This window comes from Pseudomonas sp. (genome assembly GCF_026224925.1).
Lineage (GTDB): Bacteria > Pseudomonadota > Gammaproteobacteria > Pseudomonadales > Pseudomonadaceae > Aquipseudomonas.
This window is the reverse complement of sequence record NZ_JAMFRV010000352.1, coordinates 1-16,771: the sequence shown is the minus strand read 5'-3', so window position 1 is coordinate 16,771 and position 16,771 is coordinate 1. Positions and strand designations below refer to the sequence as shown.

At 56.5% G+C, this 16,771-nt stretch carries 17 protein-coding genes; 10 read left to right on the top strand and 7 right to left on the bottom strand.

Annotation, left to right across the window (positions count from 1 at the left end; translation table 11 throughout):
- The coding region (locus tag M0974_RS15385) for an LLM class flavin-dependent oxidoreductase (RefSeq protein WP_297838294.1) at nt 1–1,058 on the top strand (1,058 nt) is incomplete at its 5' end.
- Nucleotides 1,059–1,072: 14 nt separating this feature from the next.
- Here the strand turns inward: M0974_RS15385 and M0974_RS15380 are convergent.
- Complete coding sequence (locus tag M0974_RS15380) at nt 1,073–2,080, bottom strand: alpha/beta fold hydrolase (RefSeq protein WP_297838291.1); 1,008 nt, start codon at nt 2,078–2,080, stop codon at nt 1,073–1,075.
- Nucleotides 2,081–2,221: 141 nt separating this feature from the next.
- On the opposite strand from M0974_RS15380, the gene M0974_RS15375 reads away from it, so the two are divergent.
- A complete protein-coding gene (locus tag M0974_RS15375) occupies nt 2,222–2,893 on the top strand; it encodes a TetR/AcrR family transcriptional regulator (RefSeq protein ID WP_297838288.1) in 672 nt (223 codons plus the stop codon).
- A gap of 44 nt (nt 2,894–2,937) precedes the next feature.
- Here the strand turns inward: M0974_RS15375 and M0974_RS15370 are convergent, their stop codons facing one another.
- Together M0974_RS15370 and M0974_RS15365 are read right to left on the bottom strand one after the other, a co-directional pair.
- Nucleotides 2,938–3,366: a DUF3830 family protein gene (locus M0974_RS15370; RefSeq protein WP_297838285.1), complete on the bottom strand. Its 429-nt coding sequence runs from the start codon at nt 3,364–3,366 to the stop codon at nt 2,938–2,940.
- A gap of 33 nt (nt 3,367–3,399) precedes the next feature.
- Entirely contained in the window at nt 3,400–3,888 is a 489-nt protein-coding gene (locus M0974_RS15365) for a hypothetical protein (protein WP_297838283.1), read from the bottom strand.
- A 335-nt stretch (nt 3,889–4,223) separates the two neighbouring features.
- On the opposite strand from M0974_RS15365, the gene M0974_RS15360 reads away from it, so the two are divergent.
- Both M0974_RS15360 and M0974_RS15355 read left to right on the top strand, forming a co-directional pair.
- On the top strand, nt 4,224–5,147 hold the full coding sequence (locus tag M0974_RS15360; RefSeq protein ID WP_297838281.1) for an ABC transporter substrate-binding protein: 924 nt from the start codon (nt 4,224–4,226) through the stop codon (nt 5,145–5,147).
- Between the two features lies 1 nt (nt 5,148).
- A complete protein-coding gene (locus tag M0974_RS15355; RefSeq protein ID WP_297838278.1) occupies nt 5,149–6,843 on the top strand; it encodes an FAD-dependent oxidoreductase in 1,695 nt (564 codons plus the stop codon).
- 79 nt (nt 6,844–6,922) lie between these two features.
- On the opposite strand, the gene M0974_RS15350 is transcribed toward M0974_RS15355, so the two are convergent.
- A complete protein-coding gene (locus tag M0974_RS15350) occupies nt 6,923–7,717 on the bottom strand; it encodes an SDR family NAD(P)-dependent oxidoreductase (RefSeq protein WP_297838276.1) in 795 nt (264 codons plus the stop codon).
- A 134-nt stretch (nt 7,718–7,851) separates the two neighbouring features.
- Here M0974_RS15350 and M0974_RS15345 point away from each other — a divergent pair, with 134 nt between their 5' ends.
- The 5 genes from M0974_RS15345 (at nt 7,852) to glnT (ending at nt 13,457) form a co-directional block, all read left to right on the top strand.
- Nucleotides 7,852–8,649, top strand: a complete 798-nt coding sequence (locus M0974_RS15345) for an amino acid ABC transporter ATP-binding protein (RefSeq protein WP_297838273.1) — start codon at nt 7,852–7,854, stop codon at nt 8,647–8,649.
- A 151-nt stretch (nt 8,650–8,800) separates the two neighbouring features.
- Nucleotides 8,801–9,763: an amino acid ABC transporter permease gene (locus M0974_RS15340; protein ID WP_297838270.1), complete on the top strand. Its 963-nt coding sequence runs from the start codon at nt 8,801–8,803 to the stop codon at nt 9,761–9,763.
- 64 nt (nt 9,764–9,827) lie between these two features.
- Nucleotides 9,828–11,003, top strand: coding sequence for an aromatic ring-hydroxylating dioxygenase subunit alpha (locus M0974_RS15335; RefSeq protein ID WP_297838269.1), 1,176 nt, complete (start codon nt 9,828–9,830; stop codon nt 11,001–11,003).
- A gap of 51 nt (nt 11,004–11,054) precedes the next feature.
- Nucleotides 11,055–12,035, top strand: a complete 981-nt coding sequence (locus M0974_RS15330; protein ID WP_297838266.1) for an aldo/keto reductase — start codon at nt 11,055–11,057, stop codon at nt 12,033–12,035.
- A gap of 60 nt (nt 12,036–12,095) precedes the next feature.
- Nucleotides 12,096–13,457 carry a type III glutamate--ammonia ligase gene (gene glnT, locus M0974_RS15325; protein ID WP_297838264.1) on the top strand — a complete coding sequence of 454 codons (1,362 nt, stop codon included), beginning with the start codon at nt 12,096–12,098 and terminating at the stop codon, nt 13,455–13,457.
- Nucleotides 13,458–13,721: 264 nt separating this feature from the next.
- On the opposite strand, the gene M0974_RS15320 is transcribed toward glnT, so the two are convergent.
- A complete protein-coding gene (locus tag M0974_RS15320; protein ID WP_367279023.1) occupies nt 13,722–14,264 on the bottom strand; it encodes an adenylate kinase in 543 nt (180 codons plus the stop codon).
- Between the two features lie 263 nt (nt 14,265–14,527).
- Here M0974_RS15320 and M0974_RS15315 point away from each other — a divergent pair, with 263 nt between their 5' ends.
- Complete coding sequence (locus tag M0974_RS15315) at nt 14,528–14,866, top strand: hypothetical protein (RefSeq protein ID WP_297838261.1); 339 nt, start codon at nt 14,528–14,530, stop codon at nt 14,864–14,866.
- 344 nt (nt 14,867–15,210) lie between these two features.
- Here the strand turns inward: M0974_RS15315 and M0974_RS15310 are convergent, their stop codons facing one another.
- Both M0974_RS15310 and M0974_RS15305 read right to left on the bottom strand, forming a co-directional pair.
- Nucleotides 15,211–15,450, bottom strand: coding sequence for a hypothetical protein (locus M0974_RS15310; RefSeq protein ID WP_297838259.1), 240 nt, complete (start codon nt 15,448–15,450; stop codon nt 15,211–15,213).
- Between the two features lie 297 nt (nt 15,451–15,747).
- Nucleotides 15,748–16,446: a hypothetical protein gene (locus M0974_RS15305; protein ID WP_297838257.1), complete on the bottom strand. Its 699-nt coding sequence runs from the start codon at nt 16,444–16,446 to the stop codon at nt 15,748–15,750.
- Between the last annotated feature and the right edge of the window lie 325 nt (nt 16,447–16,771).

The window sequence follows — 16,771 nt, the reverse complement described above, 5'->3', positions numbered from 1 at the left end:
TTGGATTATTCAACCTGATGGGTTATCGCGATAACCCAAAGGGTGTCGCGGGCGTGATCGATGACACGCGGTCCATGGTGTTGTTGGCCGAAGAGATCGGGTTCGATGTCGCCTGGTTCGCTGAGCATCATTTTACTAACTATTCAGTCAGCGTTTCACCGTTGATGGTGGCTGCCCACATGGCTGGCTGCACCCGGAAAATCAAGCTGGGTGCCGCTGTTGTAGTGCTTCCGCTGTATAACCCAATGCGCGTGGCGCAGGAAATTGCCTTGCTTGATCAACTGAGCAATGGACGTGCGGTACTGGGCGTGGGGACTGGCTATCAGGCCTACGAATTTGAACGCTATGAGCAGGACGTGGCGCTAAAGACAGAAGTATTTCTGGAGTACTGGGAAGTGGTTTCGCAGGCCCTGGGTAAGGGTGAAGTCGCCTTCGAGGGCAAGCACGTCAGCGTCCCCCATACGCCAATGACCCTGTCCACGCGTCGGGGTGGCATGCCGCCGCTTTATTGCACCTCGTCCTCGCCAGAGATTCTTTCAGCGTTGGCGCCCTGGAATCCAATCCCCTTCATGACCGCAGGCTGGCGCGGCACCAGCGTTCTGTTGGAAATGGTCGCTAACATGCGCGACAGCTGCACCAAGGCTGGCTTGGATGGAGCAAAGATTCCGGTCGCGCTCCAGCAATACGTGCATGTCACCGACAGCCCGAGTGAAGCGCTGGAGGCCGCAGAGCGCGCCCGTTATGTTGGGCGCATGGTCGCCGCGTTGCGCTCGCCGGTGCTTGAACTGCAGGGCTCGATGGTGCAAGCGAGGGCCATGCCGGGTGAGCCTGCGTTAGAGACCTTTCGCGACAATTTGATTATTGGTCCAGCCGCGTACGTTGCAGAGCGTATTGCTCAGGAAATCCGCAAGGTGCAGCCCATTCACTACAACGCGTTTTTTCAGTTTGGTGACATGCCAGTGGCTCGTGCACGACGTTCACTGGAGCGCTTCGGGGCCGAGGTTCTACCGCTATTGGAAGCAGAGTTTGGCTCGCTGGACGCCATCGGCCAACCCTGAACCACCAGGCGTTGCTAAGGGCAATTTAGCAGTTGCCGGATTGCTTGATCGACGGCCGTGTGCTCGTTGGCAAACCGGCCGGGGGCGCCGGCGCAGTGGCCATAGGGTGAGGCGAGTGGGCGCCAATCGGCGTTGGTGAGGCTGTCGTACTCGATGCGCGCCTCATCCAGGGTGAAGTAGGCGTCGGTGGTGGACGGCATGATCACGCAGCGCGCGCTGACCTGTTCCAGCGCATCGGCCAGCCGTCCGCCGTGTCGGGAGCGGCTGGGGTCCGCGTCATGCCAGGCCCAGAGCACGGCCAGCAAGTCATTGGCGTCATGCTGGCAGTGATCCAGTTCCCAGTCGTTCAGCAGGTCGTCCAGGCTGTCGAATCCCATGCCCTTGTACAACCCGTCCCGGAAGAACTCGGCACTATAGGCCCAGCTCGCATAAGCGCGACCGAACGCCCGCAAGCCGCGTTCGGGAGGAAGCAAGTAGTCGCCACCGTTGAAGGTGTTATCAGCCTGCAGCGCCCCCCTTACGCCTTGCAGGAACACTTGATTGAGTGGCCAGCAACGTGCGGAGCCGCAAATGGCAAGCATCGACCGGACCTGCTCCGGGTAATGAATCGCCCAATGGAACGCTTGCATGGCGCCCATCGACCAGCCGGCGATCAGGGCCAACGAGTCAATTCTTAACGCTTGACTCAGTAATTGCTGCTGCGCGTAAACGTTATCGCCCAATGTGACGTGGGGGAACGCTTTACCGGGCTGATGTGTTGAGTTGCTTGGAGAGGTGGATAAACCATTACCGAACAGATTCACCCCGACGATGAAATGCGTTGCAGGGTCCAGCGCCCGGCCTGCACCTATCCACGGTGCGTAAGAGGTGTGAGTGCCTGTGTAGTAACTGGGCAGCAACACGGCGTTGTCTCGCGCCGCATTCAGTTGACCGAACGTTGAATAGGTGAGACGGGCACCGCGTAATACGTCGCCGGACTCCAGCGCGAGATCGCCCAATAAGTAATGTTGAAGTTCGGGCATCGTGATTCCTTGGCCAGCGTAATAAGGATCGTGGACTAATAGCTTTGGGCAGCTGATAATCAGCGGCCGTCGGAGTCCGTTAGCGGGTCTCTTCAATCTTAAGCCGCGCTTGCGCGGGAGCCCGGAGAATCAGGGTCTGACATGGTAGTTAAAAGCAAACTGGTCAAGCAGGACACGCTTCCCGCCAATAGTGCCGATGAGACGGACATGACCGCTGTGCGTGATAAACGTCGGCAATCAGAGGTGGCGAAGGTGTTGCGCCTGGCGGCACTGGACCTGTTTGCCGAACAGAACTATTCGACGGTTACCATCAAGGATATTGCCAAGGCTACCGGGATGAACTCGGCCTTGATCTATTACTATTTTGGCAGTAAAGAAGAACTGTTTCTTGAGGTGGTAGAGTCCACGGTGGAGGATGCTTTCCGGCAGTTTAACACCATTAAATCGGATGCCTCGGACCCCCGGTCAATCATCGTTCTGTGGTTGCAGATTCACATTCTTCAATTCGTGTTGCTGCAGAAACTAGCGAAGATGAGCCTGGACTATGCAGGCGCACAAACGCAGACACCGCGTATAGATAAAGCCATTAAAAAGTTCTACGACAAAGAGTCGCTAGTGCTGCGCAAAGCCATTAAAGACGGCATTACAGCCGGTATCTTTCGTGAAGTAGATCCCGCCGAAATGTCCATGTTTATTTCTACCCATCTGGACGGCGTACTGTTTCGCTCAATGATGTTTCCCAAGTTCAACTACAAGCGTGCCATCAATGGCATGCGCGATTTGATCCTTGATCACCTCAGCCTGCGCGGCTGAGGTTGCTGCTTGCCTGTAGCGGCTGGCGCTGCCGGGCAGGGGGTTCAGGCGTCGGCGATTTCCAGCTCGACCAGTGCGCCCTGTTCGAACCAGGTTTCCATACCGGTTACTTTCAATTGCAGTGCCCCTTCAATGACTTCTCCGATATAGGAGATTGGCAGCGGTTCGGCCGAAACATCATCACCATAGACAATGCATAACTGTTGGCGAGGGCTGTAGAAACACACCGCGCCTGCCGCATGGCCGGTCTTTTCAATGCGCTCTTTGCCGACGTCTTGAGTCAAGTAACGGTTTTCCCACGGTGCGACGATTGGCAGGGTGAAGAACACCAGGTCGCCCAATAATTTGCCGTGCTGCAGCGAACTTTGCATCGGCAGTTTTTCGCGGAAGATCTTCGCCAGATTGGGCACTTTGTCTTCCCAGATTTCGATCAGGCAGATGGATTGCCCTTCAACTTTCAAACGCAAGCGCATAACGGATTACCTCGGTACGAAGATGATGGTGGCTCAGGCCGCAGTCGACTTGGTCTTGGGACGGCGGAAACCATCGCCTACGCCCCATGGGTACACGTGATCGACCCACATGTGCAGGCGGTTCGCCCACGACAGGGCTGCGCCGGTCAAACGCTCCAACTCATCAAGCGTGGTGGTGGCTTCGGCCACAGCTACGTATTGGTGAACCATCGCCGCTGCGGCTGGCAGACCGACGAAATCAAAAAAGTCTGCCTTGTAGCCGATGATTTGGCTGATGACCATTTTCAAGGTGCTGAGGTCAGCGCCTGGCTTGCGGCACACTTCAATCAACCCCCAGAACATCTCGTCAGCCAAGGTGCGCGTTTCGCCTTCGGCAAACATCAGTGTGCTCAGGTACTGCCCGCGGGCGCCGGTGCCTCGAGGTATTTCACCACGGCCGATTGCTGCGACCTCATCAGGCATGGTGCGCCAGATAGCTTCGCGTTCACGTTCAAGGCATTCGATCATTTCTTCGGTTGTCATGGGTAAGCTCTTCTGAGGGTTCAGCTGGAGGTGCCAATGAGCCTATGCCTGCGTGAAATCTCTTGCAAGAATAAATTAATCGAATAATTAACATGCACGGATTTGGTGATCGGGCTGCATGAAATGCGCTCCCGTGGTGCGTGTTTGAAAGCCTTTTAACATAGGGTTTTCGAACAAAAAATAGTAAGCAGTTCAATGGCTTTATTTTTAATCGGCTGATTAACATTTCGTGGCATGTTTGTTGCTCAAGCTATTTCGTTGTTGTTTGCTTCACACGTAATGATTGGCTTGGCTGAGCGCACCAGCAGTGCGTACCGAACCCGAGATAAAAGCCGATGAACGCGAGACAATCGACCCGCTTCTTTCACACTTCCATTTTTGCACTGGCGTGCAGTCTGTGCTCGTTTGTCCAGGCGGCCACCGAGGTTGCGATTCCGGCTGAAACAATGGATCCAGCGCTGCACGCGATGCTGCCTGAGGCGATCCGCAAAGCAGGTGTCATCAACCTGGTGACCGATGCGCATTACCCGCCCTGTGTAACCTTCGCGGCGGATAACAAAACCATGGTCGGTTACGAGCCAGACCTGTGGAATGCCATGGCGCAGAAGCTCGGCGTCAAGGTCAAGGCCACCTCCATCGCGTTTGATGGGTTGATTCCCGGCGTGCAGAGCGGTCGCTACGACGTAGCCATGGAATGTATTTCTGATTCCGCAGAGCGGGAAAAACAGGTCACGTTTGTTGACTTCTCGTACGCCACGAATGCGTTCTACACCCTTAAAAGCAATACCAAAGTGACCGACGATGCGTTGTCCCTCTGTGGACTGCATGCTGCTGTTCAGTCGGGCACTGACTTCGCCCCGACCATCACCGATATTTTCTCGCCACATTGTGTAGCCGCAGGCAAAAAACCCATCGAGCTGTCGCAATACCCGAGCGCTGATGCGGTGCTGATGGCGCTGTATTCCGGACGTGTCGACTTTGTGGTCAACGACGCCGCTGCCGCCAAGGACATGGAGAAAACCGCGCCCAAACCGATCCGGGTAATCACCTCGGACCTGATGCCCAAGTTCTACCTTGGCATCGTCGTCAAACGCGATGACACCGCCATGGCCAACGCGATGCTCGCTGCGCTCAAGGCGGTGCATGCCAGCGGAAACTACAATCGCATTATGGAGAAATGGGACTTGGCCCCGCTGAAACTGCCGAATCCAGGCATCAACCTGACCTCGACCGATCCGATCCAGAACCCGAAGCCCTGATATGAGCGGACGGCTTGCTGATAATCCGCCAGTGGTGAGTGAGTCACCCCCGGCGGTGCCCGACCGCTCGCTGAGGTGCGATGTGTTGGTGGTCGGTTCGGGTTCCGCAGCGCTGGCGGCCGCGCTGACAGCTGCTGCGGGTGGATTGAAGGTTTTGGTCATCGAAAAAAGCGCTTGGCTCGGGGGCACCAGCGCCATGTCGGGCGGTGCGACCTGGGTGCCGGCCAACCACCATGCACGGGCGTTAGGCTTGAAGGACAGTCCTGAAGAGGTATTGGACTACCTGCGTGCCAGTGCTCCGGCGGGTTGGCAGGTGAGTGAAGACGCGTTGTGGCAGCGTTTCAGCCACGCCGCGGGGCCGATGCTCGAAACCCTGGAGCAATATTCGCCGCTGCGCTTCGAACTGACCGGCGAGCCTGATCCTTTGCCAGAATGTCCCGGTGCCAAGCAAACCGGGCGCATGCTGGCCCCGCGCTCATTACGTAAATCTTTGCTGCGAAAGGCTGGGGCAGGGCGGTTAGCCGACAAAATCCGACCCTCGCCGCTGCCGCAGTTCTACAGCTACCACGAGATCATCGGTCTCGACGTTTACCATCACCCCATTGCGACCGCAGTGAAATTGGCGCCCAAGCTGCTCTGGCGCTGGTTGACCGGTACGCGGAGCAAAGGGGCGGCGCTTATCCTCGGCCTGTTAGCCGGCTGTCATCGACACGGTTGCGTGTTTGAACTGCAGACCCGGGCAGTCGAGCTTATTCAGGATGCCCATGATTACGTCACCGGCGTCTGGGCTCGTCAAGACGATCAGTGGCTAAGAATCGAAGCGCGCTGCGGAGTCATTCTTGCCAGTGGCGGTTTCGAGTGGGACGCCAAGCGCCTCGCCGAGCATTTCCCCGGCCCGCTGGACTACATCGCCAGCCCGCGCAGCAACGAAGGCGATGCCCACCGCATGGCAGAGAACGTCGGCGCGCAGCTGGCGCACATGGACCAGGCCAATATCAATCCGGCGATGCCTTACCGGTATGAGGGGCGGGCGCACAGTCTTGCTGTTTTTTTTCATTACGAACCCAACGCCATCATCGTCGACCGCAATGCCCGGCGCTTCGTCAACGAGTTCACCTTCAATATCGGCGAAGCGCTGGACCAGCGCGACCCGGCCAGCGGTGAAGCTCAACATCTGCCTGCGTGGGTCATCTCTGACAGTCGACTGCTCAAGCGTGCGCCGCTGGTTCGCTGGTTTTGCCGGTTCGACCCGCGCTGGTTGGTCAAGGCGCCAACCTTGGCGGCTTTGGCGGAGCAAATCGGCTTGCCGGCACACGAGCTGGAGCTGAGCGTGGCGCGCTTCAACAGCTTCTGCGCGACCGGCATAGACAAAGATTTTGCCCGCTCCGGCGCGGCGAATGCCCACGCGCAACAGGACAAGCGCATCCACGCGGGCCTTGAGGCCATTGAGCGTGGCCCGTATATCGCCATGCCTTTCAATCGGTCGTTTCTCGCCACCAAAGGCGGTCCCCGAACCGACGCCAACGGCCATGTGCTACGTGGCGACGGCAGTCGGATTGAAGGCCTGTATTGCGCGGGCGTTGCCATGGCCAATCCGATTGGAACACGGGCGGTGGGCGCTGGTACCACCTTAGGGCCGAACATGACGTGGGGCTACATCTGTGCCCAGCAAATTCTCGCCAATGCCCGAGCGTAAGCGGCGCATTCAGGCGCCGCCGGGGTGTCTGGCGAGCGGTGCTCTCAAGCAGGGCACACGCTTGTTGATCAGGCTGGTTTCAACCGGCGAGGTACCAGGTATTAACCCCGCCGCCATCGACAATCATCATTTGCCCGGTCATGTAATCAGCATCGTCCGAACCGAGAAAAGCCACGGCTTTAGCCACGTCCATGGGCGTGCCCGCACGCTTGAGCGGGAGGCGCGAGACTTCCTCGGCAAGCGCCGGTTCTGCGGCTTGCCAGTCGGTGTCGGGTTCGCGGATGGGGCCGGGGCTGACGCCGTTTACGCGGATGCCGTACTGCGCCCATTCAAGCGACATTTGCACCGTCAGGCTGACCACCGCCGCTTTGCTCGGGCCATAAGCGCCTGCGCCAGGATAAGACCGATGTGCGGAGGCGCCTGCGATGTTGACGATGGCACCCATATTGCGTGAAACCATCGAGCGTGCGGCGGCGACGCTCAGCAGGAAGCACGATTTAGCGTTATTGGTGAACACCGAATCCCAACTCGCTTCGGACAATGTCAGCAAGGAGCCTGGGGCTGTACCGCCGGCATTGTTGACCAGTAAGTCGAGCGGGCCGAGCTGGCTTTCGACCTGTTCGATCAGCGCATTGACTGCGCTGGCGTCGGTGAGGTCGCACAGGCAAACAAGGGCGCGACGGCCGAGTTGTTCGACTTCGCGGGCCGTGGCTTCAGCGGCGCTGCGGTCACTGCGCACAACGATGGCGACGTCGGCACCGTCGCTGGCTAGTTGCAACACGATGGCGCGACCGATGCCTTTGGCGCCACCGCTGACCAGCGCGACGCGACCGGCCAGGCGGGCAGTGTTGGATAACGGAGTGGTTTGCTTCATTGGATTGGATCTTCTCGCGATGACCGAAACATTCGGCGTTTACGGGACCGCTGCAAATTCGACGCCAAGCCGTGCGCAACCTTACGGGCGGCCTGGAGCAAGCAATTCAAATGATCCATCGGGGATTAATCCACATGAACGATAACCTCACACCCAACCAGGCAGCCGAAAACTTGCCCGTTATTTCGGCGCGGCAAGTGCTCAAAAATTTTAAGGGGTTGGAAGTGCTGCGCGGTGTCGACATGACCGTGGCGCAGGGCGAAGTGGCCTGCCTGATCGGTCCGTCAGGTTCCGGAAAATCAACCTTTCTGCGTTGCGTCAATCACTTGGAAAAGATCGATGGCGGGGCGTTGTACGTAGACGGCGAAATGGTGGGCTACCGCCGGGTTGGCAACAAACTCTTTGAACTCAAGGACGCCGAAGTCGCCGCCAAGCGGGCACGTATCGGCATGGTATTTCAGCGCTTCAACCTGTTCGGCCACATGACGGCTATTCAGAACGTGGCTGAGGCACCGATGCAGGTCAAAGGCGAGTCCCGTGAGCAGGCCATGGCCCATGCCCGTGAGCTGCTGACCCGTGTTGGCCTTTCTCACCGGCTGGACGCTTACCCCAATCAGCTGTCAGGCGGCCAGCAGCAACGAGTGGCAATTGCACGGGCACTGGCGATGAAACCCCGGCTGATGCTGTTCGATGAACCCACCAGCGCGCTGGACCCGGAGCTGGTGGGCGAAGTGCTGGACGTGATGCGCGATCTCGCCAGTGAAGGTATGACCATGCTGATCGTGACCCATGAAATGTCGTTCGCCCGTGAGGTGGCGAGCAAGGTGGCATTCATGGATCAGGGCGTTATCGTCGAGTCCGCCAGCCCGCAGGAGTTGTTCGAGCAACCACGGCATCTGCGCACACGGGAATTCCTTTCCAAAGTCATCTGACTGGACGGGTGAATGAAGAAATTCACAGCACGGCAGCAGATAGATATTGTATTAGTTAATCGTTTAGTTAATATTGTGGGCAGGCACAGCAAGGCGTCATGCGGCTGAGCGTCCTTACCAGTGAATACGCGTTACAGCCGAGAGACTGGCCATGACTGGATTGACCCCAAGCGAGATATCTGGGCAAGCGCCCAACCGCATCAGTCCTACCGAGGCACCGTCGTCGACAGGCGCCGCAAATGCGGGCCTCATCTCCCGGAGCTGGGATGATCGCTTCCCGGAGGATAACTTGATCGTGATGCGTCAGCGTTATCCCGGTCGCTGGATCGTCGCTGCCTTATTGACGGTCATAGGCGTTTTATTCTTGCGCCTGGTGGTGACCAATCCCAATTTCGGTTGGGCCACCGTCGGCCATTACCTGTTCGACACCACCATCATGAGCGGCATGTGGGTCACCGTTTGGCTGACCATCGTCACCATGGTTCTCGGGGTGATTTTGGGTGTAGTGCTGGCGGTAATGCGCTTATCCCACAACCCGTTGATCAGCGCTGCCAGCGGTGCGTTTATCTGGTTCTTTCGCGGCACCCCGGTGCTGGTGCAAATCATCTTCTGGTACAACCTGTCGATTCTATTTCCGGAAGTGAGGATATCGATTCCCTTCGGTCCGACGATTTTCTCGGCCTCCATGAACGACCTGATAACCCCCTATACCGCAGCGATCCTCGGGCTTGGTTTGAACGAAGCGGCGTATATGGCAGAGATCGTTCGGGCCGGCATTTCATCGGTGGACGGTGGACAGCAAGAGGCTGCCAAAGCCTTAGGCATGCGCAATCGAAAAGTGATGTACCGCATCGTCTTACCGCAAGCCATGCCGTTCGTGATTCCGCCCACCGGCAACGAAACCATCGGCATGCTCAAGATGACCTCATTGGTCAGCGTGATTTCCTTGGCCGACGTGCTGTATTCGGCGCAGACCATTTATTCCCGAACCTTCGAGACCATTCCGCTGCTGTTGGTGGCCTGTGCCTGGTACTTGTTGGCGACCAGTGTTTTGAGCCTGCTGCAACGACGCATTGAGCGCCATTTCAACAAGAGCAGTCGGGATTCAAGTTGAAGTCCGGCGCTTTGTAAGCCCCTTCGTTTTCATGAAAAAACGCCACTCGTCAGGAGTCGCCAGAATGACCCAATTGCTCAACGTCAAAGACATCACTGCGCCTGCCGACGCGGTCTCTCACCTGATTGAGGCCTTGCGTGCCGACGTCGGCAAGGACGCGCAGCACTCGCAGACTTTGCCGCCGGAGACTTACCACAGCACGGCGTTCTTTAAGTTGGAGGCCAATAAGATTTTTCGTTCTGATTGGCTGTGTATCGGGCATGTGGCGCAGTTGGTAAACGTCGGGGATTACTTCTCCATCGACATCGTTGGAGAACCGCTGCTTGCGGTGCGCAGCACGGAGGGTATTCGGGTCATGTCGCGGGTGTGTCTGCACCGTTGGATGCCCATTGCAGAAGGCTCAGGTAACGCGAAGGCGTTTGTCTGCCCGTTCCATAACTGGAGCTATAACCTGCAAGGGCAGATGCTCGGCGCTCCGAGCATGGACCAGGCGCAAGGCTTCGTTGCCAAAGAGCTGCAGTTGCCGCAGGTGCGCAGCGAAATCGTCGCCGGCCTCATCTTTATCACCCTCAGCAACAGTGTCGGTTCGATTGCCGAGCGACTGTCTGACCTTACGCCATTGTTGGATAAATACGGGTTTAGCGACCTGAGCGTTGCGTTCACCACCGATTACGATTGCGACTTTAACTGGAAGATCGCTGCTGAAACGTTCATGGAGTGCTACCACCATCCGGCGGTACACCGCGCCAGCCTGGAGACCAGTTTCCCAGGGCGGCTCAGCTCTATCGGCGACGGCGGGGTGGGTTGGAGCGTGTGCAATCAACCGCTGCGGGCTAAGGGTGAACTGACTGAAATTTTGACCCCTGGGTTGATACCGTTTTCCGGTATCCAGGGCGCCGATCAGCGCGAAGTCAAACTGCTGCAGATTTTCCCCAATTGCCTGATTGGTCTCGATCCGGACCGGGTGAGCGTTACCACGCTGCTGCCCGTCAGCCCGGAACTGACCGTTTGGCACCGGGTGGTGTTGGTTAGCCCGCAAAGCGCGGCGCAAGACACCTTCGGCGAAACCGTTACGCGGATGCAGGCCCGTGGGAACGCCATTGCCAGCGAAGACTTGAAGGTCAACGGCATTCAGCAGCGCGCCACCCATTCCACCTTCGCCCGACCCGGTCGCCTCAGCCATCTGGAGCGAACGGTCTGGGAACTGGCCAACTACGTACGCTCGCGGCTCCTCGAATGAGCTGAACCGGTACGCGGACCCCTGTCTACCGACTCTTGAAGGAATCTAACGATGAAGTTCACCAAACTTGGCCGTTCAGGCTTGGACGTTTCACGCCTGTGTCTTGGCTGCATGACCTACGCGCCACCCAGCCGCAGCGGCTATGCGTGGTCTTTGGACGAAGAAAAAAGCCGGCCTTTTATCCGTCAGGCATTGGAGTTGGGGATCAATTTTTTCGACACCGCCAACGCTTATTCCAAGGGTGCCAGCGAAGAAATTCTCGGCCGTGCACTCAAGGATTTTGCTCGTCGGGACGAAGTGGTCATCACCAGCAAAGTATTCATGCCCATGCGCCCCGGCCCTAACGGTGGCGGGTTGTCGCGCAAAGTAATCATGCATGAGATCGACCAGAGCCTTACGCGCCTGGGGACTGATTACATCGACCTCTACCAAATTCATCGTTGGGACTACAACACGCCATTGGAGGAAACCCTCGAGGCCCTGCATGACTTGGTGAAGATGGGCAAGGTGCGTTACCTCGGTGCGTCGTCGATGTTCGCCTGGCAGTTATGCAAAGCCCAATACGTCGCCGACAAAAACGGCTGGACCCGTTTCATCTCCATGCAAAACCACATGAACCTGCTGTACCGCGAAGAAGAGCGCGAAATGCTTGGCCTGTGTCAGGCAGAAGGCGTCAGCGTGACCCCTTGGAGTCCGTTGGCTCGCGGCAAGTTGACTCGCCCTTGGGACGCCAGTAGCGACCGCAGCGGCAACGACGCTTATGCCTGCACGTTGTACGACGCCACTCAAGAGGCCGATCGCCAAGTGGTGGAAGCGGTAACCCGTATTGCCACCGCGCGGGGCGTGCCCCAGGCGCAAATCGCCATGGCCTGGTTGCTGCAAAAGCCTGCGGTTGCTTCGCCAGTAATGGGCGCCACCCGTATCGAACACCTGCAAGACGCCGCTGCTGCCGTCGAACTGACCCTTGAGGCCGATGAGATTCAGCAGCTCGAAGCGCCGTATGTACCGCATGCCGTGGTCGGATTTTCCTGACGTTGAATCAGAACTCGACCCCTACCCGAATGCCTCCGTTAATCAGACAAGTGAGCCACCATGAAAACCGCCCAAGAAGTAGCTGAACTGGAAAAAAGCCTGCGCGAGAAGGGCGTGGAGTATTGCATTGGTGCTTACGTGGACATCCACGGCATCCCTAAGGGCAAAGTCGTGCCCATCGGCCATTTGCGCCAGATGGCTGCCGGCTCCGAGCGTTATACCGGTTACGCCCTTGATGGATTGGGCCAGGACCCTCACGAAGATGAAATCACGTCGGTGCCGGACCTGGACTCGATCATCCAGCTGCCATGGCAACCGAAAATTGCCTGGATGCCCGCCGACAATGCGTTCCAGGGCAAGCCGTACCCACTGAGCACCCGTGTCGCGCTGAAGAACGTCCTCGCCCAAGCAGCCGAAATGGGCTACGGCATGAACCTGGGGATTGAGTGCGAAATCTATCTGTTGCGCCGCGAAGCTGACGGAACCTTGGGTGTTCCCGATGCAGATAACCGTTTGCAGAAACCGTGTTATGACGTGCAAGGCTTCGTCAACCAGTTCGAATGGCTGGATAAAGTATCGAGCACCATCAATGACCTCGGTTGGGACCTGTACTCGCTGGACCACGAAGATGGCAACTCGCAATACGAGTTCGATTTCAACTACGCCGATGCGCTGACCATGTGCGACCGCTTTGTGTTCTTCCGTTTCATGGCCAAGCACTACGCCAGCGAAATGGGCTTGATCGCAACCATGATGCCCAAGCCATTCGCCGACAAAACCGGTACCGGCGCGCATTTCAACATGTCGCTATATGACCTGGAAACCGGAAAAAATGCGTTCCAGTGCGACCCCAAGGATGATCCGCGAGGCCTCGGCTTGACCGAGACCGGTTACCATTTCATCGGCGGGATTCTCAAGCACGGCCGAGCCTTGTGCGCAGCGTTCGCGCCAACCGTGAACAGCTACAAACGCTTGGTTCGCCAAGGCGCGGGCGGCAACTTCTCTTGGGCGCCGGTGTTCAACTCCTATGGTTCCAACAACCGCACCAACTCGGTTCGCGTGCCTTCAGGCGGCGGTCGCTGTGAATCACGTAACGCTGACGGCGCAGTCAATCCCTACCTCGCCGCAGCATTGGCGTTGGCGGCGGGCCTGGAAGGTGTGCGGTTGAAGATCGATCCTCGCGAGCCCAATGAAGACAATCTGTATGCCATGAGCGAAGCCGAGCGAGCAGATCGCGGTATTGAGTTCTTGCCACAAAATCTGCCGGAGGCGATCAAGGCTTTCGACGATGATCCGTTGGTAGAAGCGACTTTGGGCAAAGCGCTTAAAAACGAATTCATCCGTTACAAAACCAAGGAATGGGAGACATACCACCGCACCATCAGCTCGTGGGAAATTGAGCAGTACAGCTACATCTTCTGAGGTTTTAAGGATTGGTCCCTCTGTGGAGATCCAGTGGGACCGAATTCATTCGGGAAGCGGCCAGCACGGTTTGTCTGGAAAAAACGCGTTGCCCCGTTCGCAGGCAAGCCTGTCTCCCACAGGATTTTGGTTTTTCCCAAATCCGGCGTCATCCCAAGATTCAGTGGGACCGAACTTGTTCGGGAAGCAGACGATGCGGTTTATCAGACATACCGCGGCGCTACCTTCGCGAACAAGTTCGCTCCCACAGATTTACGGCAAACCTCAATATCGCATCTGGCCGTCTATCTGGCTCACCAGCACCTCAACAGCTGACGCTCCATTAACCCTCAACACAGGAATACTTAGCTGGTTTAGCCAACGCTCATGGCGGGGGCGGTTGCGTCCTGCCTCGATTCCTTGATCATAACCAGCAGCCCAGGTAAGAAAAGCCTGATGGTTCGCAAACATATCGCCGCCACTTAAAATACGTTCGCCAAACAGGGCAGCCTCACGCATCTTTAGCCGTTCAATACGACACGGCGTGGGCGTATCGATGTACACAACCAAGTCAGCCAAGTTGATTACCTCGTTGCCCCAGCCGTCCATGGAACCGGAGATCACCCAGCGGCTACCCGGGAGACAGTTTTTAAGCCGTTCGACTCTTTGCCCAGGAGCCCGAGCTTGCTGATAGGGCGGGTCTGTGGGGTACCAATAAAAATCATCAACATCAAAATGCGACAATTGGTATTTGGCGGACAATGCCGCACCTAGCGTGGTCACTCCAGAACCGGAAGCGCCGAGAATGTAAATCCGAATGGATAGCACCTCTATCTGTGATTGCGAGCCAAATTGGCGTCTTCCATGGTATCCGTACAGCGAGTCGTTTCACGGAGTGAGTGACTCTTCATCCTGACGCCGAGGCTGATCAGGGATCATTCCTTCGCTCAACGGCGATTCTTATGGCGGATCCTGGATATTTGCAGTAATAGTTGCTCTTAGGGCGTGTTTTCAGCCGGTGAGTCGGCTAAGGTTTTCTTTACCTTGTGGACGGTGGCGACTGCTGGCGTACCCCGAGGAGTCCGAGGGCGTTGATGTTGCGTCCTTGCACGGCAGAAAAAATAAAAATCATTATATTCTGGCGGCCAAGTGTTTTATATGTCGAGCGGTCTGGCGACGTAAGAAGGCTGTTGGATCATGCGGTGTGTGGCTTCCAGCCAAGGGAGATTGAAATGAAGCTGAGTTATGTCAAAGCTTTTTTAGTGGTAAGCGCTTTATTGTTGAGCGCCTGCTCTGCAATGACCACAGATAGCTGTTTTTCAGAGAGTTGCCGTCAACCTGACGCCAACAGCTCTAAACTGAATGGCTTTGGCTCTACGCCGCTGAGTAGAAGTTTTGGTGCTTACAGTTCGGGACTTTTGCATGAGTGAGACGACTCTGCGCAGTGCCAATCAACAGAATTTCATGAACTGTATCGGCGAAGCGCAGGCAAGTGTCTGGCAATAGGCGCTTGATATCGAGTTCGTCTAACGCAAGGAAGGCATCGACTGGGGCTGAGCATAAAAAGGCCCTGAGTTTGATTCCCGAAACACAAAACCCCTGGTATTCGACAGGAATATCAGGGGTTTTGCGTGTATCGAATAGGGCGGTGAGGGTGGGATGAGTTGACCACTACACGCGAGCAAAGAGAACGACCCAGCTAAATGACGAAGCCCGGCCCAGTGCCGGAATAAACAGGCTGATGGAAACGTATAAATCCATGCCGCCTCGGCATTTACTCAGCATTCCCCCGATGGATAACCCGAGCCTTTACTTCATCGGCGTACGCAATCAGCTGATCTTCGCCGACCTGGAATACTTGGCACATTTTCAGCACCGCCTGAGCATCGGCTTCATTGCCGGCCTCTCTCAACCGTTCGGCGATCTGCAGCAGTTCCACCGCTGACCACCTCAAATTAGACGCAACCTCCTGGAGATCGCGCCTTAGATCCTGCTCAGGGTTGTTGAGCCACATGATGACCTCCTATAAATCCCTATGTGCGCAGATGATTCGATCCAAACGCTCATACTGCAATTGAGTTAAGTGTAGATCCATTATTCAGGGTTAAGCTTTTCTACAGCTTGATTGCGGATTCCACGGCCACCCTTGAGGCAGGCAGCATCGTGTGGGTTCATCAGCACGGCGCGGCAAAAAAAGAGATCAGGACATTGAGGCCATGGGCAAGTCCTGAGGAGGTGCCATTGAAGAAGCTGTTACGCAGCTAAGGCCGACGCGCCCATTCAAGCGCATTGGCCCTGCTCGAAACGTCGGTTACGCGATCTGGTAACCGTCGAATGCTTTCTGTTGCTGGATGGCAGTAACAATGTTTTTCCGAGTGGCGGGTTGCTCGTTGCCTTCGTTATCGACAAAGCTCTCCGTCTGCAGTTCAGCCAGATCACCTTCACCAACAAACTCAAAACCAAGGAACTCGAACACCTCGCGGTCGACATTTGCCTTGCTGCGTGGCGAACGCAGCGGCAATGTGAAACTCACGCCCTCTTTGCTGATGGTGAACACTTCGATTTCTTTCTTGGCTTTAACAGCCTTGCTTTTGCTGGTGGTTGGGTTGCTGACCGCTTGATGCGTTTGATTCAGTACCTTCAGCGCCAAGCTGTAGACCAGCTCCTGGAACGCCGGGTCGTCCTTGAAGCTGGACAGAATTCGGCTGATTGAGAACTTGGTGCTTAAGTCTGCCAAAGCCGCGCTGTCGGCGGCTTCTTCGTCTTTGAGCTGCTTGAGTTCGCCCATCAATTCGTAGGCTTTATCGTCGTCAAAGCTGTCTTGTGCCTGGCGAATCGCTGCCCGCAGCTGGCGAATCTGGTCGCTTTCTTTCGCAGTGTGAAAAGCATCCAGAACCATCTCGCTGACGGTTTTAGCCTGAGATACATGCTGAGAAAGGTTGATGGCGTTTTCGTACTCTTGTTTAGAGGACAAGGAGATCACGGCTTCTTCGGTATGAGAGTCAGACATTAATTTCACTATTTCATTGACTTGAAGTGAGGCGCGAAACACATCGTGCGTTTCGGGGGGCCTAATTTAGTGGACGGATGCGGTGTTGTCACGGGCCATCAGCCGACAGGTCGGACTTCATGCCTTTAAGGTCTGTAACGGAGCAAAAAATTTATCGACGGTCTGGAGTTTTGACGATAAAAAGCGTAGAAAATACAAGTGTCTAGTCAGTTCAGGAAATCTTTAAAATGGTTATCACGGTTATAGAACGCGACGAAGAACGCAAATCCCATGATGCCAGGGACGCCATGCTGAGAATGTGGGACGTGTACCAAGGCGATGTCCT